General features: G+C 62.8%; 24 protein-coding genes. 20 read left to right on the top strand and 4 right to left on the bottom strand.

Features of this window, described 5'->3' with window-relative positions:
• Positions 1-67 precede the first annotated feature (67 nt).
• The 8 genes from ACZ5G6_RS15545 (at position 68) to ACZ5G6_RS15510 (ending at position 9,517) form a co-directional block, all read left to right on the top strand.
• Positions 68-1,846: a DUF8094 domain-containing protein gene (locus tag ACZ5G6_RS15545; protein WP_498686413.1), complete on the top strand. Its 1,779-nt coding sequence runs from the start codon at positions 68-70 to the stop codon at positions 1,844-1,846.
• Positions 1,847-1,884: 38 nt separating this feature from the next.
• A complete protein-coding gene (locus tag ACZ5G6_RS15540) occupies positions 1,885-2,886 on the top strand; it encodes a co-chaperone YbbN (protein WP_223933448.1) in 1,002 nt (333 codons plus the stop codon).
• Positions 2,886-3,986, top strand: coding sequence for an NADH:flavin oxidoreductase/NADH oxidase (locus tag ACZ5G6_RS15535; RefSeq protein WP_498686410.1), 1,101 nt, complete (start codon positions 2,886-2,888; stop codon positions 3,984-3,986). Before ACZ5G6_RS15540 ends, ACZ5G6_RS15535 begins: the two co-directional genes overlap by 1 nt.
• 113 nt (positions 3,987-4,099) lie before the next feature.
• Positions 4,100-4,864, top strand: a complete 765-nt coding sequence (locus ACZ5G6_RS15530) for an ABC transporter ATP-binding protein (protein ID WP_223937608.1) — start codon at positions 4,100-4,102, stop codon at positions 4,862-4,864.
• A complete protein-coding gene (locus tag ACZ5G6_RS15525; RefSeq protein WP_498686408.1) occupies positions 4,846-6,417 on the top strand; it encodes a transporter in 1,572 nt (523 codons plus the stop codon). The genes ACZ5G6_RS15530 and ACZ5G6_RS15525 overlap by 19 nt, the downstream gene beginning before the upstream one ends.
• Before the next feature lie 86 nt (positions 6,418-6,503).
• Positions 6,504-7,286: a glucosamine-6-phosphate deaminase gene (gene nagB / locus ACZ5G6_RS15520; protein ID WP_498686407.1), complete on the top strand. Its 783-nt coding sequence runs from the start codon at positions 6,504-6,506 to the stop codon at positions 7,284-7,286.
• Between the two features lie 7 nt (positions 7,287-7,293).
• Positions 7,294-7,629: a DUF3039 domain-containing protein gene (locus ACZ5G6_RS15515; RefSeq protein ID WP_223933444.1), complete on the top strand. Its 336-nt coding sequence runs from the start codon at positions 7,294-7,296 to the stop codon at positions 7,627-7,629.
• A 112-nt stretch (positions 7,630-7,741) separates the two neighbouring features.
• On the top strand, positions 7,742-9,517 hold the full coding sequence (locus ACZ5G6_RS15510; protein WP_223933442.1) for a DEAD/DEAH box helicase: 1,776 nt from the start codon (positions 7,742-7,744) through the stop codon (positions 9,515-9,517).
• A gap of 21 nt (positions 9,518-9,538) precedes the next feature.
• On the opposite strand, the gene ACZ5G6_RS15505 is transcribed toward ACZ5G6_RS15510, so the two are convergent.
• Positions 9,539-10,165, bottom strand: a complete 627-nt coding sequence (locus ACZ5G6_RS15505; protein ID WP_498686405.1) for an isochorismatase family protein — start codon at positions 10,163-10,165, stop codon at positions 9,539-9,541.
• The gene (locus ACZ5G6_RS15500; RefSeq protein ID WP_498691905.1) at positions 10,165-11,454 is read right to left on the bottom strand and encodes a nicotinate phosphoribosyltransferase; all 1,290 of its coding nucleotides are present in this window, start codon (positions 11,452-11,454) and stop codon (positions 10,165-10,167) included. The genes ACZ5G6_RS15505 and ACZ5G6_RS15500 overlap by 1 nt, the downstream gene beginning before the upstream one ends.
• A gap of 76 nt (positions 11,455-11,530) precedes the next feature.
• Between ACZ5G6_RS15500 and clpS the strand changes: the two genes are divergently transcribed.
• The 6 genes from clpS (at position 11,531) to rdgB (ending at position 15,943) form a co-directional block, all read left to right on the top strand.
• A complete protein-coding gene (gene clpS / locus ACZ5G6_RS15495) occupies positions 11,531-11,893 on the top strand; it encodes an ATP-dependent Clp protease adapter ClpS (protein WP_223933436.1) in 363 nt (120 codons plus the stop codon).
• On the top strand, positions 11,886-12,452 hold the full coding sequence (locus tag ACZ5G6_RS15490; RefSeq protein WP_223933434.1) for a DUF2017 domain-containing protein: 567 nt from the start codon (positions 11,886-11,888) through the stop codon (positions 12,450-12,452). Before clpS ends, ACZ5G6_RS15490 begins: the two co-directional genes overlap by 8 nt.
• Before the next feature lie 64 nt (positions 12,453-12,516).
• Positions 12,517-13,653: a glutamate racemase gene (murI, locus tag ACZ5G6_RS15485; protein WP_498686401.1), complete on the top strand. Its 1,137-nt coding sequence runs from the start codon at positions 12,517-12,519 to the stop codon at positions 13,651-13,653.
• On the top strand, positions 13,650-14,447 hold the full coding sequence (locus ACZ5G6_RS15480) for an MBL fold metallo-hydrolase (protein ID WP_223933430.1): 798 nt from the start codon (positions 13,650-13,652) through the stop codon (positions 14,445-14,447). Before murI ends, ACZ5G6_RS15480 begins: the two co-directional genes overlap by 4 nt.
• A 78-nt stretch (positions 14,448-14,525) precedes the next feature.
• The gene (rph, locus tag ACZ5G6_RS15475) at positions 14,526-15,284 is read left to right on the top strand and encodes a ribonuclease PH (RefSeq protein ID WP_254186194.1); all 759 of its coding nucleotides are present in this window, start codon (positions 14,526-14,528) and stop codon (positions 15,282-15,284) included.
• Positions 15,281-15,943 (top strand): RdgB/HAM1 family non-canonical purine NTP pyrophosphatase, encoded by a 663-nt coding sequence (gene rdgB, locus ACZ5G6_RS15470; protein ID WP_498686398.1) that lies wholly within the window; start codon positions 15,281-15,283, stop codon positions 15,941-15,943. The genes rph and rdgB overlap by 4 nt, the downstream gene beginning before the upstream one ends.
• 73 nt (positions 15,944-16,016) lie before the next feature.
• Here rdgB and ACZ5G6_RS15465 read toward each other — a convergent pair whose 3' ends face one another.
• Positions 16,017-16,781 carry a DedA family protein gene (locus tag ACZ5G6_RS15465; RefSeq protein WP_223937607.1) on the bottom strand — a complete coding sequence of 255 codons (765 nt, stop codon included), beginning with the start codon at positions 16,779-16,781 and terminating at the stop codon, positions 16,017-16,019.
• 130 nt (positions 16,782-16,911) lie between these two features.
• Here ACZ5G6_RS15465 and ACZ5G6_RS15460 point away from each other — a divergent pair, with 130 nt between their 5' ends.
• Entirely contained in the window at positions 16,912-17,973 is a 1,062-nt protein-coding gene (locus ACZ5G6_RS15460; protein ID WP_498686396.1) for an exonuclease domain-containing protein, read from the top strand.
• A gap of 60 nt (positions 17,974-18,033) precedes the next feature.
• On the opposite strand, the gene ACZ5G6_RS15455 is transcribed toward ACZ5G6_RS15460, so the two are convergent.
• Positions 18,034-19,104, bottom strand: coding sequence for an ADP-ribosylglycohydrolase family protein (locus ACZ5G6_RS15455; RefSeq protein ID WP_498686394.1), 1,071 nt, complete (start codon positions 19,102-19,104; stop codon positions 18,034-18,036).
• Between the two features lie 149 nt (positions 19,105-19,253).
• Between ACZ5G6_RS15455 and ACZ5G6_RS15450 the strand changes: the two genes are divergently transcribed.
• The 5 genes from ACZ5G6_RS15450 to ACZ5G6_RS15430 all read left to right on the top strand — a co-directional run bounded on the left by ACZ5G6_RS15450 (position 19,254) and on the right by ACZ5G6_RS15430 (position 25,250).
• Positions 19,254-19,556 (top strand): YidH family protein, encoded by a 303-nt coding sequence (locus ACZ5G6_RS15450; RefSeq protein WP_498686392.1) that lies wholly within the window; start codon positions 19,254-19,256, stop codon positions 19,554-19,556.
• 53 nt (positions 19,557-19,609) lie between these two features.
• On the top strand, positions 19,610-19,954 hold the full coding sequence (locus tag ACZ5G6_RS15445; protein ID WP_223937606.1) for a DUF202 domain-containing protein: 345 nt from the start codon (positions 19,610-19,612) through the stop codon (positions 19,952-19,954).
• A gap of 129 nt (positions 19,955-20,083) precedes the next feature.
• Positions 20,084-20,998, top strand: a complete 915-nt coding sequence (locus ACZ5G6_RS15440) for an MIP/aquaporin family protein (protein WP_498686390.1) — start codon at positions 20,084-20,086, stop codon at positions 20,996-20,998.
• A 71-nt stretch (positions 20,999-21,069) separates the two neighbouring features.
• Complete coding sequence (locus ACZ5G6_RS15435; RefSeq protein WP_498686388.1) at positions 21,070-22,245, top strand: exonuclease SbcCD subunit D; 1,176 nt, start codon at positions 21,070-21,072, stop codon at positions 22,243-22,245.
• Entirely contained in the window at positions 22,242-25,250 is a 3,009-nt protein-coding gene (locus tag ACZ5G6_RS15430) for an AAA family ATPase (protein WP_498686385.1), read from the top strand. The genes ACZ5G6_RS15435 and ACZ5G6_RS15430 overlap by 4 nt, the downstream gene beginning before the upstream one ends.
• The last annotated feature ends 4 nt before the right edge of the window (positions 25,251-25,254 follow it).

Below are 25,254 nucleotides of genomic sequence, written 5' to 3'. Positions count from 1 at the left end.
CCATCGGGACGGGCCGATCTGACTCTTTGATAACAAAACGGTTACCCTTGAAGTTCAACGACCGCTGATGATAGGTGATCCTGTGCGTTTGAAGACTGCAGCCTTGCTGGTGCTGCTGGGCCTGCTGACGATGCTGGCCGGCATTGGCCAGCTGACCTTCTGGGCCCCCGCGGAGACCGTGACGGCCTCGGCTCCCAGTGACACAAAAGCTGCCCCGCTGACCGTGATCGACCAAAAGTTGATCGCCCTCCATGACGGGCCGGTGAAGATCAAAATCCAGGGCGAAGGCAACTTCATCGTTGCTACGGGCCGCCCGGACGACGTCGAAGCCTGGGTGGGTAAAACTGCCCACAACACCCTGACGGGTGTCTCCCAGGACCAGAAGTCCCTTGAAGTGGCCTCTACGGATGGCGAGGCAACAGCCCCTACTCCCGTGGGTTCGGACCTCTGGGTTAACACAGAAGACGCCAGTGGAGAGCTGGACTACACCTGGAATCCGCCTGCCGGAGGCGAGTGGTCCCTCCTGGTAGCCAGCGACGGAACCAAGCCGGCGCCGTCGTCAATTTCAATGACTTTCCCCAATAACGCAACTACGCCGTGGGCAGTGCCCCTGATCGTGCTTGGCATCATCATCATCCTTGCCGGAGCGGCCCTGCCGTTCGTAACCAAGGCCATCAGCAATCGCCGCAAGGGCGACGAGCACCGCAAGGGGGGCGACTTCGACGGGCCACACAGCGGCGGGGAAACCACCACCCTGCCGGTCCAGGCCCCGCCTGGCAACGCTGAAGGTCGCCGGGGCGCCGGAACGGAAGGCTCCAGCCTGCGAATTACTGCCGTTGCCGCAGCACTTGCTGCCGCCCTCGTGGGAGGCACGGCGATCGCCGCGCAGGCCACTTCCAGCCCCGGCGCGACGAACCCTTCCAGCCCCTCTTCTTCGGGTGCGACGGAAGGCGACGCAGCACCTGTGATGCTTGAGTCGCAGCTGCAGCGCATCCTTGAGCAGGTTGCCAGCACTGTGGACGCCGCAGACGCCGCAAAGGATGCTGCGAAGCTCGCGCCGCGCGTGGACAAGATGGAGCTCCAGGTCCGCACCCAGAACTACAAGATCCGCTCCACGGTTTCCGCTTACGAGCCCCGCATGCCGGTTCGAGCCACCAAGCTCCAGAGCAGCGTTATCAGTACCAAGCGCGACTGGCCCCGTACTGTCTTTGCCCTGACCCAGGGCGAGGGCAACGTCGTGCCCCAGGTCCTGACCCTGGTTCAGCTTTCACCGCGGGAAAACTACAAGCTGTGGGGCAGCGCTCCGCTGCAACCGGGCACCAACTTCCCGTCGTTCCCCGTCCCACGTGACGGAACCGCTCCTGCTGCGGCCGACGACAAGACCGGCCTGGCTTACAGCGGCAACGAAGCCTTGGGAATCCTCGGGGAGATGCTGACAACCCCCGACTCGCCGAACAGGAGCAAGCTGGCCGATGGTCAGTCCTCGCCCTACATCGCCGGTGCCCTTGCTTACCAGGCGGATACCGTGAAGAACGGAACAAGTGCCAACTTCAAGTTCTCCCATACACCGGTGAACAACCAGACCGTTGTGCTGCGCACGGCCGATGGTGGCGCCCTGGTAGTGGGCCGCTTGGACTTCGCCTTCGAAGGAACACCGAAGGCGGCTGGGGACAAGCTCATTCTTGAGGACGACTCCGCTGTTTTCGCCGGCGGCAAGGAAACCACCACCGGGATGGTTCTGAACTTCGCCGAGTCGGTGGCGGTATACATTCCGCCGGCGGGTTCTGCTGATCCCATGAAGCTTGTAGCAGCTACCCGGGGACTTGTGGGAGCCAGCTTCAAGTAGGGCATGCCCTTGGCAAGGCAGCGGCTAGAGTGGACGGTATGAGTTCGCCCGGATACCGACCCACTCCAGCCGCTGCCAGCCAGCTCAACCTGCGCGGCGCCGTCGACCTCTCGTCGTTGCGCCGCCCTGCCGCGCCACCCCAATCGCCGCCCGCCAACGGGGCTGCCGATTCCGGTACTCCGGAATCGGGTGGACCCAGCGGAGCCGAATCGGGACGTGCGCCCCTTCGCGTGGACGCCACCGAAACCAATTTCCAGGATCTGGTGCAGTTGTCCGCCCAGATACCTGTCCTCTTCCTTCTCTGGTCACGCTATGCCGCCGAATCTCCGGCTGTCCTGGATGCAGCCGAGCGCGTCGTCGAAAGCTATGGCGGACGTTTGGTTCTTGCTGCTGCTGACGTTGATACGTTCCCTCAACTTGCACAGGCCTTTCAGGTCCAGGCAGTTCCCACGGCTGTCGCGGTGGTCAAAGGCCAGCCCGTGCCGTTGTTCCAAGGTCCTGCGGATGACGAGCAGATCCGCAGCCTGGTTGATGAACTGCTCAAGGTGGCAGCTGCCAATGGCGTGACCGGGAGCATCGGTGACGCTGGGCAGGAGGGTGAATCGGAACCAGCACCACTGCCTCCCCTCCACCAAGCCGCCATCGATGCGATCGAGGCCGGAGACTACGCCGGAGCAGCCCAGGCCTATAAGCAGGCACTGCTGGAAATGCCCGCCGACGCCGATGCCAAAGCAGGTCTGGCGCAGGTGGAACTGATGGCCAGGCTCGAGAAGATCTCAGCCCCCGAAGCAGAAAACCTCCGGAAACTGGCCGCGCAGGAGCCTGATAATGTTCAGGCCCAGTTGGGCGTGGCCGACCTCGACATCTCCGGCGGCCACATCGAGGATGGATTCAACCGCATCATCGCGTTTATCGGCCGGAATTTCGGTCCGGAGCGGGAGACCGCCCGGCTACGCCTCCTTGAACTCTTCGAGGTGGTCGGTACGTCGGATGAGCGGGTGGCCAAAGCCCGTCAAGGACTTGCGAGGGTTCTGTTCTAGTGCCCTCCGCGCTGTTCACGCCCCTGCAGCTGCGTTCGCTCGGCATTGCGCATCGTGGATGGGTCTCACCCATGTGCCAGTACAGCTGCCATCCGGAAACCGGGGAAGGCGTACCCAACGATTGGCATTTGATGCACCTCGGATCGTTTGCCGCTGGTGGTGCGGCCTTGATCCTGAGTGAAGCCGCTGCGGTGAATACCGCCGGCCGGATCAGCCCGTTGGATGCGGGCCTGTACTCCGATGAGCAAGCGGCGGGCTGGGAAAGGATTGTGCACTTCGTCCACCAGCACGGCGCCGTTGACTGCAAGATCGGCGCGCAGCTCGCGCACGCCGGGCGCAAAGCGTCCACGTACTGGCCGTTTTCGGGCCGGTCCGGTTCCGTTGCCGCGTCCGACGGCGGCTGGGCTACGTTTGGTCCTACCACCCAGGCCTATGACGGCTATGCTGCTCCCCAGGCAATGGGCGAAGACGACATCCAGGGAGTAATTGCCGACTTTGCAGCTGCGGCTGCGCGCGCTGTTGCCGTAGGTTTCGATACCGTGGAGATCCATGGCGCCCATGGGTATCTTCTGCATCAGTTCCAAAGCCCTCTGATCAACACCCGGACGGATAGTTGGGGTGGCGATGAGGATGGGCGGAACCGGCTGATGCTTGCCGTGGTGGACGCAGTGCGGGAGGTCATTCCTGATTCCATGCCCTTGTTGTTGCGGATCTCCGCGTCTGATTGGGCTGAAGGGGGAGTGGACGTTGAGGCTTCCGTCCGCCTCGCGAAGGCAGCGTCGGAACACGGGGTGGACCTCGTGGATGTCTCCAGCGGCGGGGCGGTTGCACATCAGGACATCAGGCCCGCTCCCGGGTACCAGGCTGGATTTGCCGAACAGGTAAAGCGCGACGCCGGTGTACTCACCGGTGCGGTGGGCTTGCTGACAAGTGCCACCCAGGCCGAGGATATCGTGGCGAACGGGCGCGCCGATGCCGTCTTCATGGCCCGGGCCGCGCTACGGGATCCGCATTGGTGGCTCAGGGCCGCTTACGAGCTCGGACACGATATTTCCTGGGTTCCGCAGTACCAGAGGGCCATCCCCCGCCACGGCTTCTAGCGCCTCCCGACGCCACTGGAAGCCGGGGCTAGGCTGGACCCATGACGGAATCACGCCATGAACCAAGCCATGAACAAGTGTCCCAGCCATCGCATCCCCAGGCGGACTTGCCAATGCCGGCCCCAATGTCAGCCCTGTCCATCCGTGGCTTGGCCAAGCGGTTCGGCGGGAAGATTGCTGTCGATGGCGTGAGCCTGGAGGTTCCTGTTGGTTCGTTCTATGGAATGGTGGGTCCGAACGGTGCCGGCAAGACCACCACGTTGTCGATGGCCACTGGACTGCTGCGGCCGGACTTCGGAACGGCGTTGGTCCACGGCGTGGATGTCTGGGCCCAGCCCTTGGCTGCCAAGAAGCTCATGGGTGTGCTGCCGGACGGCGTCCGCTTGTTTGACAGGCTGACCGGGGAGCAATTGGTCATGTACGCGGGCCTGCTCCGCGGCATGGACCGGGACGTGGTTCGCCCTCGTGTAGCCGAACTGCTGGCCGCCTTGGACCTGGAAGCCGATGCCGGATCCTTGGTGGTGGACTATTCGGCCGGCATGACCAAGAAGATCGCCCTGGCTTCGGCGTTGATCCATGCTCCCCGCCTGCTGGTATTGGACGAGCCTTTTGAATCGGTGGACCCCGTATCTGCGGCCAATATCAGGGGCATCCTGGAGAGCTATGTATCTTCCGGTGGAACTGTCATTGTCTCCAGCCATGTCATGGACCTTGTACAGCGCATGTGCAGCCATGTGGCGGTCTTGGCAGCAGGGCGCGTGCTGGCTGCGGGGTCCGTGGATGAAGTGCGCAACGGTTCCACACTGGAGGAACGGTTCGTTCAGTTGGTGGGCGGCGGGCACCGGACGGAGGGGCTGGAATGGTTGCGCACCTTTTAAGCCTTAAGTGGCGGTTGCTCCTCAATGGCTTCAAGCGCAGCCCGGCACAGCTTATTGGCATGGGCATCGGGATCCTGTACGCACTGGGAATCATGGTCCTGTTGATCGGAGCATTGATTGCCCTGCGGTGGGCGGATGCTGAAATCGCCCATACCGTGGTGGTGTTGGGCGGTGCTGCAACACTGCTTGGCTGGGCGGTGGTTCCCCTTCTTGCTTCCGCGGCGGACATGACGCTGGATCCGGCACGCTTCACCACGTCCGCGATTCCAGCCCGGCAGCTGCTCACTGGCCTTGCCTTGGCAGGTTTCATAGGAATCCCCGGTCTCTCCACGGCTTTGACCGCGCTTGCCACTGTTGGCACTTGGTGGCGCAGTTTTCCAGCTGTGGCGGGTGCGTTGCTGGGCGCCATATTGGGGGCGCTTACTTGCATACTGTTGTCCAAAGTGGTGACGACGGCGACCACCAGCCTGGCGTCGTCCCGCCGGTTCAAGGACGTCAGCAGCATTGTCTTCTTCATCCCGCTCATGTTGATGGGTCCCATCATCGTGGGTATCGTCGACGGAGTCCGTGGTTCTGCGGACTATCTCCCTGCGCTTGCCCGTACAGTCTCATGGACTCCTCTTGGCGCGGCCTGGTCCCTGGGTGGGGACCTTGAGGCCGGAGATGTTGCTTCGGCCGGGCTGAAACTCCTCATCGCTGCCGCAACCGTTTCCGGACTGCTGCTGTGCTGGCACGTGCTGCTTCAGCGTGCCTTGGTGACGCCGCCGTACGCTGGAGGTTCGGCCAGGAAGGGCGGTAAGCGTGGCCTGTTCGATGTCCTGCCCGGCACTCCGGCCGGGGCGATTGCTGCCCGGGCTTTGATTTATTGGCTGAAGGATCCTCGCTACGCGGGCTCGCTGGTGGTGGTGCCACTATTTCCCGTGATCTTCTTCTTCAGCGGTAGCCAGAGCGGCGATTACAGCATGCTCATGCTTCTTGGGCCGCTGACTGCTTTTGTCATGGCCTGGTCCATCTGCGCTGACGTTTCCTATGACAACACCGCTTTTGCGCTCCATCTGGCATCGGGTGTCAGGGGTGTGGATGATCGCTTGGGGCGTGCCACGGCATGCTTGGCAATTTCCCTGCCTCTTGTGCTTCTGTTTGCCATAGGGCCGTTCTTCTTTACGGGTTCCTGGGAGTGGGCTCCGAACCTGATCGGTCTCTCCTTGGGTACGTTGTTCACGGGGTTGGGCCTGTCCTCAGTGATCTCGGCGCGATACAACATTGCGGTGCCCTTGCCTGGCGACAGCCCGTTTAAGAAGCCGCCCGGCAACGTTGCCCAGACACTCGCCGTGCAGATGATAGGCATGGGTGTCCTTGTTCTTTTGCTCCTCCCGCAACTTGCGCTCATGGGAGCCCAACTGTTAAGCGGCAGCGTTGTGCCGGGCTGGATTAACCTTTTGGTGGGCCCACTTCTGGGCGCAGCCCTTTTCGTTGTTGGCCTGCGCCTGGGAGGCAAATGGTTGGACGCCCGGGGGCCGGAGATGTTCGCCGAGCTCAGTGTGAACCGTTAGTCCCGTAATAACCATGGCAAGCTCATGGGACATGGGATAACCTCGTTGTCAGATACCTCGCAATTTCTACTGGAAAGGCTGTGACGATGGAAGTTGTCATTCTCCCCGGCACCAAGCAGATCGGCGCCCTGGCGGCAGATGCCATCGAAGCCCTTGTGCGCCGCAAGCCCAATGCGGTCCTGGGCTTGGCCACGGGTTCCTCTCCCTTGCCGATCTACGACGAATTGGCCCGTCGCTACGAAGCCGGCAGCGTGGACTTCAGCGAGGCGCACGGGTTTGCGTTGGACGAATACGTCGGACTGGAGGCCGGGCATCCGGAATCCTACCGCGAGGTTATCCGGCGGGAGTTCACTAACCGGGTGAATATCAAGCCTGAGAATGTGCATGGCCCGGACGGTGCCGCCGAGGACCTGGAAGCAGCCTGCCAGGCCTATGAGGATGCCATCAAGGCTGCGGGCGGCGTAGACCTGCAGATTCTGGGAGTGGGCACGGACGGCCACATTGGGTTCAATGAGCCCGGTTCATCCCTTGCGTCCCGCACCCGTATCAAAACCTTGATTGAGCAGACACGCAAGGATAACGCCCGCTTTTTCGACAGCATCGACGACGTTCCGCACCATGTGGTCACCCAGGGCTTGGGCACGATCATGGATGCCCGCCACGTCATCCTGGTGGCTACGGGTGCACAAAAGGCCCAGGCGGTGCGTGACTTCGTCGAGGGCCCGGTAGCTGCCATATGCGCTGCATCGATCCTTCAGATGCACCCGCACGCCACGATTCTGGTGGACGAAGCGGCTGCGTCGTCGCTGAAGTTGGCCGACTACTACCGCCACACCTATGACAACAAGCCGGAGTGGCAGGGCCTGTGACGGTAAGATGGATGCCATGACTACGCTTCCTCCGGATCCATTCGAAAACGACCCCATGCGCGAGCTTTCCGGAGCCGGTACGTCCACATCCACCATTGAGCGCGAGGAAACGCGCCAGGAAGTGGAGCCCGGCGACCGCGAGCGATTCGCGCATTATGTCCGCAAGGAAAAGATCATGGAGTCGGCTATGACCGGCGAACCCGTCATTGCCCTCTGTGGCAAAGTCTGGACGCCGGGGCGCGATCCCCAGAAGTTCCCCGTATGCCCGGAGTGCAAGGAGATCTATGAAGGCCTCCGTCCCGGCAAAGACGGTGGAGACAGCGGCCCGGGCAACTCCAAGTAGTGGGTGGGAAGAGAACACAGGCCCCATCTGATCGCGACCGCAGTGCGGTCCGTTGCCGCGTGCCCGGAGAGCCGGGGCTAATTTTCGCTGCCATCAGGCCGGGGGAGTCCGCATGACAGAAACATTATTTGGTGGCCCATCCCTGCCACCCGCCTATCCTGAACGCGCCGCATGGGGCACAGCTCCCAAGCTGCGTGCATGGCAGCAGGAGGCTTTGGACCTCTACATGGCCCGTCATCCGAAGGACTTCCTCGCCGTGGCTACGCCGGGTGCCGGTAAGACGACCTTCGCGCTGCGTATTGCAACCACGCTTCTGGACAGTGGTGTTGTTAACAGAATTACGATCGTCGCACCCACCGACCACTTGAAGCGGCAGTGGGCTGACGCCGCTGCCAGGGTAGGTATTGCCATTGACCCCAACTTCAAGAATTCCGATGGTCAGCATGGCCGTGGATTCGTGGGTGTCGCTGTGACGTATGCCCAAGTGGCGAGCAAGCCAATGCTTCACCGCGCCAAGACAGAAGCCGCCCGGACGTTGGTCATCCTGGACGAAATCCACCACGGTGGAGAGGCGCTGTCCTGGGGAGATGGCTTGCGCGAGGCCTTTGATCCAGCGGCAAGGCGCCTCTCCCTGACCGGTACCCCCTTCCGTTCCGATACTTCGCCCATCCCGTTCGTGGAGTACGCAGAGGACCGCGATGGTATTCGGCGCTCCAAAGCCGATTACACGTATGGCTACGGCAATGCCCTCCGGGACCACGTGGTGCGTCCCGTGCTTTTCATGGCCTACTCCGGCCAGATGCGGTGGAGGACCAGTGCCGGTGATGAAATGGCAGCCTCCTTGGGGGAAGCGGCGGTCACTAAGGACATCACCTCACAAGCGTGGCGCACTGCGTTGAACCCGGCCGGCGAATGGATCCCGGCAGTCCTCGCTGCCGCGGACAAACGCCTCAGCGAGGTTCGCCGGACTGTTCCGGACGCCGGTGGACTGGTCATTGCCACGGACCACGAGGACGCCCGCGCCTACGCAGGGCAGCTTAAGAAGATCACCGGTCAATCGCCCACCGTGATTCTTTCTGACGACTCCAAGGCTTCCAGCAAGATCGAGGACTTCTCCGAGGGAGACAAGCGTTGGATGGTCGCCGTCCGTATGGTGTCCGAAGGTGTGGACGTTCCGCGTCTCTCGGTCGGTGTCTACGCCACATCAACGTCTACGCCGCTGTTCTTCGCCCAGGCAGTGGGCCGCTTTGTGCGTGCCCGCAAAAGGGGAGAGACGGCGTCGGTCTTCCTGCCGTCAGTGCCGCCGCTCATGGTGCTGGCCAACACCATGGAGGCCGAGCGGGACCACGCGCTTGACCGGCCGGAAAAGGACGAGGACGGACTCTTCAACCCTGAAGAGAACCTCATGGCCGAGGCCAACCGCGAGGACAAGGCTTCGGATGAGCTCACCAAGGGCAAGTTTGAAGCCCTGGACTCGCAGGCTTCCTTTGACCGCGTCCTCTTCGACGGCGGTGAGTTTGGTACCGGAGCGGACATTGGCTCTGATGAAGAGTTGGACTTCCTCGGGATCCCCGGTCTTCTCGACGCCGAGCAGGTGGGGACGCTGTTGCGGCAGCGCCAGCACGAGCAGCAGTCGCGCAAGAAGCGCCAATCCCCGTTGGCAGCCGCGGCTTCTCCGGCCGTGCCCGATCACCGCATGCTCATGGACTTGCGCAACGAACTGGCCAAGAACGTCGCCGCATGGTCCGCCCGGACAGGCACACCCCATGGGGTGGTGCACACTAAACTGCGCGAGCTATGCGGCGGACCTGCCGTAGCCCAGGCGAACGAGGAACAACTGCAGGCACGCCTGCGTAAGTTGCAGGACTGGTTCATCGGCCGGAAGTAGCTGGTCCTGGCTGCCTTCAACCTAGCTGCGTTCGACCTCGACGCCGGCTGCCTCCAGTTCGTCGAAGGTCTCGCTGAGGTCCTCGGCGATTCCTGCTGTGAGTTCTGCAATGACCGTGGTGTTGTAGCCCGCTTGGACGGCATCAAGGGCAGTTGCCTTGACGCAATAGTCCGTCGCGATGCCCACGACAACGACTTCTTCGACGTCGTGGCTTTGGAGCCAGTCATCGAGCCCGATGGCATCTTCATCCAGGGCCTCGGACACGGCGGCGCCGGCCTTGAGGTCGCCGGAAGGGACGTCGTCCTCCGGTGCGAGGACGCCCTCGAACCCGGAGTAGGCCGCGGTGTACTGTCCTTTGCGGAAGTAGGCCTGGATGTATTCCGGGTCCAGGTCCTCGTGGAGTTCGGCCCCTTTGGTCCGGGCGCGGCAATGTGGCGGCCAGGAATCCACCATGTCCGGATCATCGGAGAAATGGCTTCCCGGTTCGATGTGCCAATCCTGGGTTGCCACGATGTGGTCGAAGTGCTGCTGGTTTGCGTCCACGTACTCGGTGATGGCACCGGCTACTGCAGCGCCTCCTTCGACGGCGAGGGTGCCGCCCTCGCAGAAGTCGTTCTGGACATCGACGATGATCAGGGCCCTGGACATCAGTTCTCCTCGTAGATGGTGGGGATGGCGGCCTCGCCGCGCTGCAAGCGGTTCACTACGGCAGGCAGTTCGGCCATGCTGGCGGCGTGGCGTTCTTTGGCGCGGACCACTCCTTCGGGGCCTGTCCAGCCGGGCAGGAGTTCGCCATTCTTGATGAATTGCTGCAACAACGAACGGTCATTTCCGTCGTCCTCCGGCCGGTGGCCTATTCCAACGATCTCCTGGGTGGCCCGCCCGTGTTCGTTGAGTTTGCGGAGGGCGTATTTGCGTCCGCCTACGCTGGCTTTGTTCTTGGCCGCCTTCGCAACCGAGATGAACTCGCCGGCGTCGTTGGTCCTGCTGACCAGCTTGTACACCATGCTCGCGGTCGGAGCGCCGGAGCCCGTAACCAGGGACGTGCCAACCCCGTAGGAGTCCACCGGAGCGGACTGCAGGGCCGCTATGGCGAATTCGTCGAGGTCGGAGGTGACCACAATCCGGGTATCCAGGTTTCCAAGGTCATCCAGTAGTTGCCGGACCCACTGGGCCTGGGCAACAAGGTCGCCCGAGTCCAAGCGGACGGCGCCCAGTTTGTCACCTGCGAGCTCGACGGCGGTGCGCACGGCCGTCTCGACGTCGTAGGTGTCAACAAGCAGCGTGGTTCCCGGCCCGAATGCAGCGATCTGTGCTTCGAAGGCCTCGCGTTCTGTGTCGTGGAGGAGCGTGAACGAGTGGGCGGCAGTGCCCACCGTCTTGATGCCGTATCGGCGTCCGGCCTCGAGGTTGGAGGTGCTGGCGAAGCCTGCGATCACGGCGGCGCGTGCTGCCGCCGTCGCGGATTCCTCCTGCGTGCGCCGGGAGCCCATCTCGATGCACGGGCGGTTGCCGGCCGCTGACGTCATCCGTGATGCGGCGGAAGCGATGGCACTGTCGTGGTTCAGGACGGAGAGGATGTAGGTCTCCAGGATGCAGGCTTCGGCAAACGTGGATTCGACGATCAGGATGGGGGAGTTTGGGAAGTAGGCGTCGCCTTCCGCGTAACCCCAGATGTCTCCGTTGAATTTGTAGTTGGCGAGGTAGTCCAGTGTCGCCTGGTTGACCACCTTGTTCCGCTCAAGGAACGCGAGCTCGGCCTCACCGAAGCTGAAGTCGGCGATCCCTTCCAGAAGGCGGCCGGTTCCGCCAACCACGCCGTAGCGGCGGCCGTCAGGCAGTCGCCGGGCGAAGGCTTCAAACACCGAGCGGCGGTGGGCGGCCCCGGAGTGCAAGGCGGCCTGAAGCATCGTCAACTCGTAGTGGTCGGTGTACAAGGAAGTGGCGGGGTGGTCCCAAGACGTGGCTCTACTCACGAATTCACTCTAGTGCGAGCCGCCATAGAATGGACAGATGACCCCTAGCGTTGCATTTGGCACGGACATTGATGAGCGGACGGAAGCTGCAGAGCAGACGTCCACCGATGTCCTGACCGCCCCGGATATCCCTTGGAACCTGGTGATCTGGAATGATCCCGTCAACCTCATGAGTTATGTCAGCTATGTGTTCCAGACGTACTTCGGTTACTCCGAGTCCAAAGCACACAAGCTCATGATGGAGGTCCACAGGAAGGGCCGTTCCATCGTGGCGCATGGGAGCAAGGAACAGGTTGAGCAGCACGCAGTAGCCATGCACGGCTTCGGCCTCTGGGCCACCGTGGAGAAAGCGGCAAGCGGAAACGAAGCACCGGGGAAGGGCGGCCGCCAGCGTGGCTAAGGCATTCAAATACGGACTCAAGGGAATCACCGGTTACCTCGAGCCGGCCGAACGGGATCTTTTACGGGGGCTGCTGGACGATGTCATCTCCATGCTGGAGTCCGATGTCAAGGAGAACGAGGACCCGCTGACCGCGTTGATCGGCTTGGACATGGACGTGAAGCAACCGAGCGATCGCGCCCTGTTGCGGCTTTTGCCAAACGTCATGAAGGACGACGACGGCGGCTCGCTTGAGTTCCGGCAACTCACCGAACGCTCCGTTCGGGAAAACAAGATTGGCGCGTTGAAGGCTACAGCCATGGGTCTGGACAAGGACGATCTTGTACTGACGCCGGAGGACGCGACACGCTGGTCGATGGCGTTGAACGACGTTCGCCTGGTATTGGCCGAACGGCTGGACATCCGCGACGAAGCGGACGCCGAGCACATCCACAGCATGCAGGACTGGAGCCAGGCAGAAGATGTGGAGAGTTACCTGGCGTTGGTCTACAACTTCACCACCTGGCTCCAGGAGTCGCTGGTGCAATCGATGATGGCGGCAAGGCAGGCAAAATCCTGATCAGAAAGGCCACCGCTGGGCCGCTGTTTGTGACACATCAGACACGAGGCGGAGGCCACAGGTAATGGCCGCAACACAGGGGAAGCCTTATTCTCGAATAATCATGACTTCAGCATCTGGCAGTTCAACGGGCGGCAGTTCACCAGGCGGCAGTTCTAGAGGCGCCGGATCACCAAGCGCCGCGGCAGGGGCCCCGGTTGCTGCCTCCCCGGGTGGGCTGCCGGTCTCCAACGAGCTCATGGGATCCCGCCCGATTGGCGTCTTCGATTCCGGTGTGGGTGGATTGACGGTAGCCCGGTCCATCATCGATCAACTCCCCAACGAATCAATCCTGTACGTGGGGGATACGGCCAATGGTCCCTATGGGCCGCTGCCCATCGCCGAAGTCCGGGCCAACGCCCTGGGCGTGATGGACGAGCTGGTGGATTCGGGCGTGAAGCTGCTGACCATTGCCTGCAACTCTGCCTCTGCCGCCGTCCTCCGGGATGCTCGTGAACGCTACACGGCGCGTTACGGCATCCCTGTTATCGAGGTCATCCAACCAGCAGTGCGGCGAGCGGTGGCGGCCACCCGTTCCGGCAGGATCGGTGTCATTGGAACGTCCGCTACTGTAGGCTCGCGCGCCTACGAGGACACTTTCGCGGCAGCCCCGGATCTTGCCATCACCTCTGTGGCTTGCCCGGCCTTCGTGAGCTTTGTTGAAGCCGGCATCACCACCGGCCCGGATCTCCTTGCAGCGGCCAATGAGTACTTGGAGCCACTCAAGCACGCCGGCGTGGACACTGTGGTGCTGGGCTGCACGCACTACCCCTTGTTGACCGGGGTGATCTCCTTTGTCATGGGCGAGGACGTGACGTTGGTGTCCAGTGCGGAGGAAACCGCCAAGGACGTCTACCGTGCCCTGGCCAATCACGGTATCCAGCGAACCGATACCAGTGCCCCGAGCCATGAGTTCATAGCAACAGGCGATGCCGTCCAATTTGAGACACTGGCGCGCCGCTTCCTTGGCCCGGAGGTCTTGTCCGTCAAACACGTTGACCACGTAGCTGCGCAATACCCCACCGGCAGCCTTGCGCGCATAACCCCGGAAATGCTGGAAGCGGCACGGACCGGGGCCGGATTGTCGCGACGTTCCTACTTCGTGCAACCGGAAAGGGGACCCAGCCCAGGTTCCAGCGCACCCTTGGGACGTGGCCTGTGAAACTGACCATCGTGGGCTGTACGGGGTCCTTTCCCGGTCCCGGCTCGCCGGCGTCGTGCTATCTGGTGACCGCACACGACGGTGAGCGGGAATGGAAGATCGTGATGGACCTCGGGAGCGGAGCGTTGGGAGCCATCCAGCGGTACACGGATCTTGAGGACATTGACGCCATTTTCCTCACGCACCTGCACCCGGACCATTGCATGGACCTGTGCGGCCTTCACGTAGCCGTCCGGTGGAAGCCCGGCGGTTGGGGTCGGGACCGGATCCCCGTGTGGGGGCCTGCAGCCACCGCGGACAGGATGGCGACAGCCTACGGGCTGGATCTGGATCCGGGCATGCACGAGGAGTTCGACTTCACTCATTGGGCTGAACAGAAGCCTGTTACGGTTGGCCCGTTCACGGTGACCCCTTACAGCGTCAACCATCCAGTGGAGGAGGCATACGCACTTCGCGTCACTGCAACGGAGCCAGCCAAGGACGGTACGCCGGTGACCCGGGTGCTGACATATTCGGGGGACACCGATTCCTGCCAGGGCCTGGAAGATGCCGCCAGCGGCGCCGACTTGTTCCTGTGCGAGGCCGCGTTCGAGGAAGGCCGCGATGACGGCATCAAGGACGTCCACCTCACGGGCAAGCGTGCCGGGGAGGCCGCCAGGAACGCCGGAGCCAAGCGCCTGCTCCTGACCCACATTCCGGTGTGGACTTCGCAGACCAAAGTAATGTCCGAGGCAAAGCCGGTGTTTGCCGGGGACGTCGCTGTTGCCGTCGCCGGGGTCCACTACACCATCTAGGCCGATCAAGGTGGTGCCGTGCGCGCCCGACGTGCCGTCCGGCGTCGGGCGTTGTCACATCGTCGCTAAGCTTGAAGCATGACTTCTGAAGCTACAGCCACACCCGTTATCCGCGCCGATGGCCGGACGCCCGACCAATTGCGTCCCATCAGCATCACCCGCGGCTGGTCCAAGCAGGCCGAGGGCTCGGCGCTCATCGAGTTCGGCAACACGCGGGTACTGTGCACAGCTTCCCTGACGGAGGGTGTTCCCCGCTGGCTCAAGGGCGAGGGCCGTGGCTGGGTGACCGCCGAATACGCGATGCTTCCCCGGGCAACGAACACCCGCTCCGACCGCGAGTCCGTGAAGGGGAAGATCGGCGGACGCACACACGAGATCTCCCGCCTCATTGGCCGTTCGCTGCGCTCCATCATCGATACCAAAGCGCTCGGCGAGAACACGATCGTCCTTGACTGCGATGTCCTGCAGGCCGACGGCGGTACCCGCACCGCTGCGATCACCGGTGCTTACGTGGCACTTGCCGAAGCGATCCGCTTTGCGCGCGAAAACAAGCTCATCGCCCGCAATGCCGAGCCGCTGGTAGACACGATTGCTGCCGTTTCGGTGGGCATCATCGATGGCGTGCCGATGCTGGACCTCCCGTACGTCGAAGACGTCCGTGCCGAAACCGATATGAATGTGGTGGTCACGGGATCCGGGAAGTTCGTTGAGGTCCAGGGCACCGCAGAGGGCGCCCCGTTCGACCGCGATGAACTCAACGCCTTGCTGGACCTCGCCCTGATCGGCACGGGCCAGCTTGCGGCCATCCAGCGCGAGACACTGGCGGAGGCTCCGTGAGCGGCGACGGTGCCTCCAGTGCTCCGCGGCTGGTCCTGGCAACACATAACCAGGGAAAGCTGAAGGAACTTCGCGAGTTGCTGCGCGGCCAGGTCCCAGGGCTCGACGTCGATACCCAGGTGGTGGACGCAACTGCTGCCGGTGCGCCGGACGTCGCCGAAACCGGAGTCACTTTTGCAGAAAACTCACTGCTTAAGGCGCGTGCCGTGGCTGAGGTAACGGGTTTGGTAGCCATCGCTGACGACTCGGGGCTTGCCGTTGACGTCTTGGGCGGTGCACCGGGCATCTTTTCCGCCCGATGGTCGGGAAAGCATGGGGACGACGCAGCGAACCTGCAATTGCTGCTCGCCCAACTCTCCGACGTACCCGACTCCTTCCGCGGGGCCGCCTTTGTCTGCGCAGCAGCCTTGGCAGTGCCCGGGGCAGATGGAATCAGCCACGAAACAGTTGAGTACGGGCAGCTCGAAGGTACGCTGCTGCGCGAGCCCCGGGGGGAGGGCGGGTTCGGTTATGACCCCGTGCTCCAGCCGGTGGGAATGGATCGCAGCTGTGCGGAACTGACATCCGAGGAAAAGAACGCCATCAGCCACCGGGGCCAGGCGTTCCGGGCTTTGCTCCCCGCAATCGTCGCCGCACTTTCGGGTGTCCACTCCAGTTAGCGGGGGATCAACGAAGAAGGCACCCGGCCAACGCCGGGTGCCTTCTCCTGTCTGCCGTCAACTTCGCTAAAACCTACTTGTCGCGGTGTTTTCCGCCTTCGTGCTCCTCGATGAATTCCTCCACGGGGTTGCTCCCTTCCGCGGCAGCCTTACGCTTGGCAACGACGCCACGGGCTACCTCGATGATGATGGGAATGACCGAGATCAGGACAATGACGATGAAGATGATGTCCAGGTTGCTGCTGACCCACGGAACGCGGTCCCCCAAAAGGTATCCAAGCAAGGTGACACCACCGCCCCAGAGCGTGGCGCCGATCACGTTGAAGAGGAAAAACTTGCGCTTGTCCATTTGTGCCACGCCGACGATCACCGGAACGAACGTGCGGATGATGGGGACGAAGCGGGCAAGGATCAGGGCTTTGCCGCCATGCTTCTCAAAGAACGCATGGGCGCTTTCGACGTTCTCCTTCTTGAACAGCCGGGAGTCCGGGCGGTTGAAGATGGCAGGGCCGGCCTTTGAACCAATAAGGTAGCCGGTCTGGTTGCCGATGATCGCCGAGACGATGATGAGGCCCGCAAGGGCCCAGACATTGAACTTGATGGTGTCTGTGGCCACCAGGAGACCAGCGGTAAAAAGCATGGAATCGCCGGGCAGGAAGAAGCCCACCAGCAGGCCGGTTTCAGCAAAGACGATGCCGCAAACCAGCAGCACAACCCACGGCGCCAAGGCTGGATCAGCCAGGAAGACCTGGGGGTTCAGCCAGTCCGGCAGGAACGAGGCCATGGGCGGACGCACTGGTCCCGCGCCCCCGAAAGTGGATACGGCAAAGTCGCTCATCGCAGAAAAGATCACCCATCAAGCCTACTGGACGGCCGTCGTCGTAACCCTCACCACAAAGCGGCCGGAAAGACAGCCCCGCCGCGGAAACGGGCAAGAGCGCACCCTTTGGAGCCTGTAACCTTGTCCAGTGGCATTGGACTTTACGGCGATCGACTTTGAAACAGCCAACGGCTTCAGGGGGTCGCCGTGTTCGGTCGGCCTCAGCAAAGTCCGCGGCGGCGTTGTGGTGGAGGAAGCCTCCTGGCTCATGCGGCCACCGGAGAACCACGACCATTTCGAGTTTCACAACACACGCATCCATGGCATCCGTGCCGAAGATGTTGCCGGACGTCCCAGGTTCGGAGAACTCTTCCCGGAAATCGGTGCCTTCATCGGTGACGACGTCCTTGCAGCCCACAACGCAGCCTTTGACCTGGGTGTGATCCGGTCCGGCTTGGAGGTCTCCGGGCTTGCAGGCCCGGCTTACGAATACGTCTGCACGGTCATGCTGTCCCGCCGCTGCTACTCGTTGGTGTCCAACTCGCTGCCTTACGCTGCGGAGGAAGCCGGAGTGCCGCTGGTCAACCACCACGATGCCGCCGAGGACGCACGCGCCTGTGCAGGAATCCTGGTGGACATCGCCCGCCGTAACAACGCCAACAGCATCGCGGAACTCTATCTTTCGCTGGGCCTGACGTTACCCAGGCAACCAGCGTTCGATCCCATGAACGGCCTCTCCAAGCCCACCCTCGCCGCTCTCGCAGGCAGGACGACCGCCGGCAGGGCGACCGCAGGCAGGGCGACCGCAGGCAAGAACGCAAATAGCCCGGCGGAGCAAACCTTGGAAGCCGCCCTGAGCGGTCCCGGACGTGCATGGTCAGCGTGGCCCGAGGAAGGCCCTAATCCGTTGCCGAATCCCACGGCCGAACCCGGGCATCCGCTATTCGGCCAGACGGTGGTGTTCACTGGCGACCTCATCATGACCCGCCCCGAGGCCAAGTCCCGGGCTGCAGAGATGGGTGCACGCCCCGAAAGCAGGGTGACCGCGCGCACCACGGTCCTTGTGGTGGGAGATGGATTCGTGGCCGGGGACCTGCGTGCCGGGCGGCTGACGGGCAAGGCCAAGCGGGTCTTGGAACTCCACGCGAAAGGCCAGCAGATCGAAGTGGTCTCGGAGGGCGAGTTCCTGCAAATGGTTGGCGGTAACTAGCGCCGTCGTTCTGTTTTCACAGGAAACATGGCGCTGCGACGAGCGTGAGGCGAGGGCTGGTCAGCCTGTGGTGACAGCGAGCAGCCGGTCCGCCATGCCACGAATGACCTCCGTGCCTTCCAGGGCCCCGAGCCATTCGGCAGGAAGGCATGCTTCGCCGTAGTAGGCGCCCAAAATGTTCCCGGCGATGGAACCGATGGAATCGCTGTCGCCACTGTGGTTGATGGCCACCGCGATGGCCTGGCGGAAGTGCTCCATGGGCTCGCTGACTTGCGTGGACAGGACGGCATAAAGCCCGACGGCGAGTGCCTCCTCGGCAACCCAGCCCTCACCCAGCGCCGTGACCAGCTTTTCAGGACTAAGGGGAGTGGGCTCCGAGGACAACCTCAACGCCGCTTCCAAACGCTCGGGCAGTTCGGGGGCTTTGGTGGGCACGCCGTTGACGTAGTCCAAGGCGCCGGTAGCTGCGGTTCGGATGTCGCCACCGGCCACAATATTGTGGATCAACAAACTGAATGCAGCAGCGCTTAGCCGCGCTGACGGGTGTCCATGCGTCAATGACGCAGCATCTGAACTGAGTTTGTAGACGGCCTCACGGGAAATATGGGGAACGAGTCCGAAAGGTGCCGAACGCATGACTGTGCCACAGCCCTTGGAGTCGGGGTTGACTGGCCTGGCCACAGTGCCCATTTCTCCTGAAGCCAATCCGCTGAGGCACGTGTTTCCCGGAGCCCGGCGACGCCGCAGGACTTCCTGGCCGTCAATCCATCGCGGTTGTGGAACGGGAGCAGAAGGGGACACGGCAACGTCCTGGGTTGCCAGCCAGCGAAGGTAAGCCAGCCAGAGGCAAGCGATTTCATCCGCGGCGACCCCATCGTTGGCCCATTCGAGGGCGTCTACCAGGCCGTCCACTGTGTACAGCGTCATCTGGGTATCGTCCGAAAACTGGCCGACGGCGTCGAGCTGGTCAAAGGAGGTGAGGCCGGCGGAACCGTAACGGGCACGGATGGCCTCGAGGCGATCGAACTCCACTGCATAGCCAAGTGAATCGCCCAAGGCGCCTCCCAACAACGTCCCGTGGACGCGGGATTCAAACGACGGGCTGGTGGGGGAGGAGGCTTCAACACTCATGCAATCAACTTACCGTGCCGTGGTAGGCCGGTGATGTGGTAAGCCGCTGATATGGTGAGGAGGCTGCCCAGCACTAGGAAACTTGGAGAGAGAACGTGCGTGAACCGGCTTGGCGACGGACAGGCAAGACACCTGACTACAGGTTTTCCTTGGCGAACGAACGCACCTTCCTTGCGTGGATCCGGACGTCATTGGCGTTGCTGGCGGGAGCCATTGCCATCGATCAACTGGCTCCGAACATTGCCCCACAGCCGGTCAGGATCGTCCTCTGTGTGCTCTTGTCCCTGATCGGCGCTGGTCTGGCTGCGCTTTCCTACCGGAGATGGGGGCAAATGGAAGCTGCGATGCGCAACGAAGAAGCCTTGCCGTTCTCCTGGCTCATGCTGTTGATGACTATCGTGGTGGCCGTCGCGGCCTTCACCTTCGCCGTCTTGATATTGGTGGCCCGTTGACCGGGGAACCGCGTTGATGATGCAGGCCTGGAGAGCATGGAGGCCTGGTGGCCATGGACGTCCGTGATCCCGGCCTTCAGCCGGAACGCACCACGCTGGCCTGGCGGCGAACGCTCATATCGCTAATGGTGGTTGATCTGTTCATCTGGCGCAGTTGGCTGACCTCGGAGCCCTCTACGGGCCATCTGGTTCCTGGCCTTCCCGGCCTGGACTACCAAGGCATTTGCGCCCTTATGGCCGCTGCCGCCACCATCGTCCTGGCTTGTGCGGTGTGGGTCCGTTCACGGCAGCTTCACGGTGGAAACGAGGCAGCCTCGGCGCGACTCATCTTTGTCAGTACCCTTGCCGTGATAGGGCTGGGCGGAACAGCGATCGCGGCCATCGCCTTGGGCGGCTAAGCTCGGAACGGGACCCAGCGTGGACCCAGCATCTGTTCAGATTCGACTGGCAGGATGCTCAAGTATCCCTCGGCCAGCATCGAAGCCGATCAGCGGGTCCACACCACCAATCGTAAGGAACCATTCGACATGACCTCACCTGTGCAAGCCACGTCCGACCCCGAACCGGGCCTCCTCGCGCGGCTGTCGGCTGAAGCCGTCGGTTCGCTGTTTGTTGTGCTCGTAGCGGTGGGTGTGTCGATTTTCTCGAACCCGTCCTCAGCGCCCCTACCCGCTGCACTCGCTACGGGCCTGACCGTTACTGTGGCCATGCTGGCCTTCGGTCATGTATCCGGTGGTCACTTCAATCCAATAATCACGCTGGGCAACCTGATTGCCGGCCGTATTCGTGCGGTGGCGGCCGTTGCCTACCTTGCGGCCCAGATCATCGGCAGCGTGATCGGCGCAGCCTTGGCCTATGTGGTAGTTCTGACAGTTCCGGTCTTGACGGATGCGCGGGCAGCCTTCGGTTCTGTGGCGGCAGGCTATGGCGAGCATGCCGCTGCCCAAACCCAGATGGCGGGGGTCTTGATCGTTGAGGTTGTTGGCTCTGCCTTGCTGGTTGCGGTGTTCCTCGGAGCGACTGCCGGACGCCGTGCGTTTCCGGCCGTGGCTCCCTTTGCCGTAGGCCTTTGCGTTGCCGTGTTGCTGCAGTTTGGCCAAGTCCTTGGCAACCTTCCCTTTAATCCGGCACGCGCAACTGCCTTGGCTTTCTTCAGCCCTTCGTGGGCGATCGAAGGATTGTGGCTCTTCTGGGTGGCCCCGCTGATGGGCGCCGCACTTGCGGGACTCGCCTTCCGTGGCTTTGGCTACGCCTCCGCTGCCACCAGCCTTGGAGATGACGCCACGTCAGCGGCGGCCGGAACCTTCGAGGACGAGCACTTGGACGCCGACGACACTGACGATTTCCAGGCAGATGGAGAGGCCGCGGAGACCGGGGTTGTCCGGAATGAACCTGCCGCAGCTGATGACGCGCGTAACTTCTTCGACGGCAAGAAGGGCTAGGAGACTGACAGGATCGACGGCGGGCGGCCTGTCTGCGCTTTTTTGTCGGTGCCCAACGTTAGCTTGAAAATATGCGGTTACTCCATACCTCGGATTGGCACCTCGGCCGGTCGTTCCACGGCGTTGGCATGCTTGAAGCCCAGCGCGGTTTTGTGGACCAGTTGGTGTCCTTTGTCGAAGCAAAGTCAGTGGACGTCGTCCTCATTGCGGGCGATGTTTACGATCGCGCCCTGCCTGGACTGGATGTCGTCAAACTTCTCGACGACGCCTTGGTGCGCATTACCCAGGCCGGGGCCACTGTAGTGCTCACCAGCGGCAACCACGATTCCGCCATTCGGCTCGGATTCGCATCCCGCTTGCTCGAACGTGGAGGAGTTCACCTCAGGACGAGGGTGGAGGACCTGGACGTTCCGGTGCTTATTCCCTTCGAAAAAGATGGCGACAGCAGCGCCGCACTTGCGATCTACGGGATCCCCTATTTGGAACCACGGCTTGTCGCGGAGCGGCTGGCGGTGGAGGCCGCGAGTCATTTCGAAGTAACGCGTGAAGCATGCGAGCGGATTCGGCGCGACGTCCAAGCCCGCCGGAAGTCCGGAACGGTGCATCCGGTGGTCCTGGCACACACCTTTGCCAGCGGAGGGATCACTTCGGACAGTGAACGGGACCTGAGCATAGGCGGCTTGGGCGCCGTGCCCCTGGATCTCTTTGAGGACTTTTCGTACACGGCCCTGGGTCACCTGCACGGTCGGCAGGAGCTTGCCCCGCACGTCCGCTACTCCGGCTCCCCACTGGCCTATTCGTTCTCCGAAGCCAAACATCGCAAGGGCGCTTGGTTGGTTGATGTCGATGCCGACGGGAGCATCGATGTCCAGGAAGTTCCGTGGGAAGCTGCCAAGGGTTTGGCGGTGTTGCGAGGCAAGCTGAACGATCTCCTCGAGTCAGACGAGCACTCCTGGGCAGAGGCGGCCTATTGCCAAATAACACTCACGGACGCCCAGCGGCCCGCCCAGGCCATGGAACAGCTCCGCACCCGCTTTCCCGACACCCTGGTCCTCTCTTTCGACCCCGAGGGTGCCGGGACCCAGGAAAAAGTCAGTTATAGCAGCAGGTTGGCAGCGGCCCAGGACGACCTCGAGGTCTGCTGCGGGTTCCTGGAACATGTTCGGGACCGCAGCCCCGGATCTGCGGAAGAGGCTGCCCTGCATGACGCTCTCGAGGCCATCCGCTTGGAGGAAGCTGAACTGTGAGAATTCATCGACTCGACATTGAGGCCTTCGGGCCGTTTGCCACCGCGCAGCACATCGATTTCGATCAACTCAGTGCGCAGGGCTTGTTTCTCCTTAACGGTGCCACCGGGGCTGGCAAGACCAGCATCCTGGACGCCATCTGCTTCGCTCTATATGGGTCCGTTCCCGGTGCCCGCCAGGAAGGCAAGCGCCTCCGCAGCGATCATGCAGCCCCCGGCGCGGAACCGCGTGTGGTGTGCGAATTCTCGGCCCGCGGCAGGCGTTTCGAAGTCAGCCGTTCGCCGGCCTGGGAACGGCCGAGCGCTCGTGGCCGGAACGGGTTCACTACCCAACAAGCCAAGACCCTGCTGCGGGAGTGGGTTTCCGGGGGCTGGGAGGAAAAATCTTCGCGGAATGACGAAGTAGGCGCCGAGCTCTCGGACCTTTTGGGTATGGACCGGGACCAGTTCACACGCGTCGTGATGCTGCCCCAGGGCGACTTTGCCGCATTCCTGCGTTCGAAAGCGGCTGACCGGCTCGAACTCCTCCAAAAACTCTTTGGGACGCAGCGATTCGAGGCCGTGGAGCGGCAGATAGCACGTCAGGCGGCGGAGGCAGCCCGTGCGGTGGAGGACAACGCGGCAGAACTGACGATTCTGCTTGGCAGGGCCGCCTCGGAACGGGAGCAGTTGGGGCTTTCGGATGCCGTAACGGATGTGGAAACAGCTGCCAGAGCGCCCGAGGTATGGCTCGCGGCGCTGGAGACGGAGTTGCTCGCAGAAAGCGAGCGGCGAAATGACGAAGCCAGCGCAGCTGATGCCCGGGCCGTGCGGCTTGCGGAGCAGCTTCAAGAGGAGCAGGACAAAGCCCAGCGGCATGCCCGGCTGGCTGCCGGGATGCAACGGCGCGTACTGCATGAATTAGCTGCGGCGCGGGCACTGGAGAACAAGGAAAAGCTTGGAGGGCATCGGCGTGCGGCTGTCCTTGGGGGACAACTGGAGGCCGTGGATGCCACGGAGGGGAAATACCGGTCTGCGCTCGGAGATAGGGACAAGACCCGCGAGCAGCTCCTATCCGCCGGCTTGGATGCGGCACATCCGGTCGCGGCCTTGGAGAAAGTAAAGTCCACCCTCGCCGTACTCGATGCCAGGCTTCCGGACGAGCGGCGTATGGAGGATGTGGCCAGCCGCCTGGCAGCCAAACGGGAAGAACATTCCAACCATCTGGCAGCCGCCCAAGCAGCAGGAGAATCGTTGGAGCGCCTTCGCGCCGATGAATCCGCACTGAGGGCTGGGATGGAACCACTGGAGCCCTTGGCTGCCCAAGCCGATGACCTGGAACGGGAGGCGGCCGCTGCGGCCGGACTAGTCTCGGTTGTGTCCCGTCATGCAGCAGCCGCCGCCGAGTTGAAGGAGGTCAGTGAGCGTCACGCCCAGGCACGCAGCAAAACACAGGACCTCAGGCAAGCTTGGCTGGACGTGAGGGAGGCCCGCCTTGCCAACGCAGCCGGTGAGCTCGCGGCAGCCCTTGCACCGGGGCATGCTTGTCCTGTTTGTGGCAGCAACGATCACCCAAGCCCGGCAGCGGCGGCTCGTTCGGCGCTCTCCATCGCCCAGGAAGAAGACCAGGCCAACCAACTTTTTGAAGCCAGCGAGAAGGCTCTGGAACGCATCACGGAGGAGGTATCAAGCGCCGCCCAGTTGCTGGCGGGCTTGGCCGCCCAGGGTGGCTCAGCGGACCCGGACGAATCGGCCGCGCGCCTGGTGGCATCGGAAGCTGCGGCCTTGGAAGCCCGGAAAGCACGTGGCGCGTTGGATAAGCTCCGTAGCAAGCAAGACGCACTCGCCAAGCGCATCACATTGCTCCAGGAGGAACACTCCGGCTCCATGAATGCCGCTATGCAAGCAGCCTCAGCTGTAGAACTGCTCCAGGAACAGCACCGTGCGCTTGAGGACGAGCTCGAAGGCCTGAGGCAGGGCTTCCCCAGCCTTCGCGAGCGGTCAGGGGCCCTCACGTCCCAGCGGCTGCTGCTTCAGGCAGAAGTGGATGCCGTCAACGAACTCCAGCGTGCCGGGACCGCACGCATGGAAGCGCTCGCAGCGCTGGAAAGGGCCCTGCCCGGGTCAGGGTTTTCCTCGGCCGAGGATGTGCGTCGCGAGCTCCTGTCAGCGTCGGATGTTGTGGCTCTGGAGAAGGCGTTTGCGGATTTTGAGGCCGAGGGCGCCCGACTGGATGAACTGTTCGCTGGTGAGGACCTCGTCATGGCAGCCAAGGAAGTCAGCATCGGCGAGCTTCCCCTGCCGGAGGACGAGCTCAGCGTCGCGAAGACTGAGGCTGCCCGCGCCATGGAAGCCGCAAAAGAACTGGCGCTGTCCGCTGGGCTCGCAAGCAAGGCGGCCCGGTCTGTGCAGCGGATCCGCGTGGAGTATCGGAACCTTGCCGAGGCAGGACGGGAACCTCGCCAGCATGCCACCTTGTTGGCTGGGCTGGCGGACACCCTTCGTGGGGCAGGCGAAAACAACTACCGCATGAGCCTGAACAGCTACGTGCTGGCTGCCCGCCTGGAACAGGTGGCGATCGCGGCGTCGGAGAGACTCGTTGCGATGAGCGATGGACGCTACACGTTGCAGCACACGGACGCCCGGGCTGCGCGCAACCAGAAATCCGGTCTTGGACTGGAAGTGGTGGATGAGTGGACCGGCCAGCGGCGTGATACGTCCACCCTCTCAGGCGGAGAGTCCTTCATGGCCTCTTTGTCGCTGGCCCTTGGCTTAGCGGACGTTGTGCAGCAGGAGGCCGGTGGTGTGGACATCGAAACGCTGTTTGTGGATGAAGGATTCGGGAGCCTGGACGAGCAAGCCCTTGAACAGGTCATGGATGCCTTGGAAGGTTTGCGCGACGGCGGCAGGGTTGTGGGGCTGGTCAGCCACGTCGCAGAAATGAAGCAACGCATCAGCAGCCAGCTTCATGTGGTCAAGGGCAGGCATGGTTCCTCGGTGGTTGTTGCCGAAGCAATGCCTGCCTGAGCCC

Source organism: Arthrobacter sp. TmtSoilC51, assembly GCF_055388015.1.
This window is presented reverse-complemented; position numbering and strand designations above follow the sequence as displayed.

Excerpts from the sequence above, each read along its gene's own strand:
- ACZ5G6_RS15530 (WP_223937608.1), top strand. The coding sequence starts at position 4,100 with ATGCCGGCCCCAATGTCAGCCCTGTCCATCCGTGGCTTGGCCAAGCGG.
- ACZ5G6_RS15435 (WP_498686388.1), top strand. The coding sequence starts at position 21,070 with ATGCGGTTACTCCATACCTCGGATTGGCACCTCGGCCGGTCGTTCCAC.
- ACZ5G6_RS15440 (WP_498686390.1), top strand. The coding sequence starts at position 20,084 with ATGACCTCACCTGTGCAAGCCACGTCCGACCCCGAACCGGGCCTCCTC.
- clpS (WP_223933436.1), top strand. The coding sequence starts at position 11,531 with ATGACCCCTAGCGTTGCATTTGGCACGGACATTGATGAGCGGACGGAA.
- nagB (WP_498686407.1), top strand. The coding sequence starts at position 6,504 with ATGGAAGTTGTCATTCTCCCCGGCACCAAGCAGATCGGCGCCCTGGCG.
- ACZ5G6_RS15515 (WP_223933444.1), top strand. The coding sequence starts at position 7,294 with ATGGATGCCATGACTACGCTTCCTCCGGATCCATTCGAAAACGACCCC.
- rph (WP_254186194.1), top strand. The coding sequence starts at position 14,526 with ATGACTTCTGAAGCTACAGCCACACCCGTTATCCGCGCCGATGGCCGG.
- ACZ5G6_RS15540 (WP_223933448.1), top strand. The coding sequence starts at position 1,885 with ATGAGTTCGCCCGGATACCGACCCACTCCAGCCGCTGCCAGCCAGCTC.
- ACZ5G6_RS15465 (WP_223937607.1), bottom strand. The coding sequence starts at position 16,781 with ATGAGCGACTTTGCCGTATCCACTTTCGGGGGCGCGGGACCAGTGCGT.
- ACZ5G6_RS15545 (WP_498686413.1), top strand. The coding sequence starts at position 68 with ATGATAGGTGATCCTGTGCGTTTGAAGACTGCAGCCTTGCTGGTGCTG.
- ACZ5G6_RS15505 (WP_498686405.1), bottom strand. The coding sequence starts at position 10,165 with ATGTCCAGGGCCCTGATCATCGTCGATGTCCAGAACGACTTCTGCGAG.
- ACZ5G6_RS15510 (WP_223933442.1), top strand. The coding sequence starts at position 7,742 with ATGACAGAAACATTATTTGGTGGCCCATCCCTGCCACCCGCCTATCCT.
- ACZ5G6_RS15455 (WP_498686394.1), bottom strand. The coding sequence starts at position 19,104 with ATGAGTGTTGAAGCCTCCTCCCCCACCAGCCCGTCGTTTGAATCCCGC.
- murI (WP_498686401.1), top strand. The coding sequence starts at position 12,517 with ATGGCCGCAACACAGGGGAAGCCTTATTCTCGAATAATCATGACTTCA.
- ACZ5G6_RS15525 (WP_498686408.1), top strand. The coding sequence starts at position 4,846 with ATGGTTGCGCACCTTTTAAGCCTTAAGTGGCGGTTGCTCCTCAATGGC.
- ACZ5G6_RS15445 (WP_223937606.1), top strand. The coding sequence starts at position 19,610 with ATGGACGTCCGTGATCCCGGCCTTCAGCCGGAACGCACCACGCTGGCC.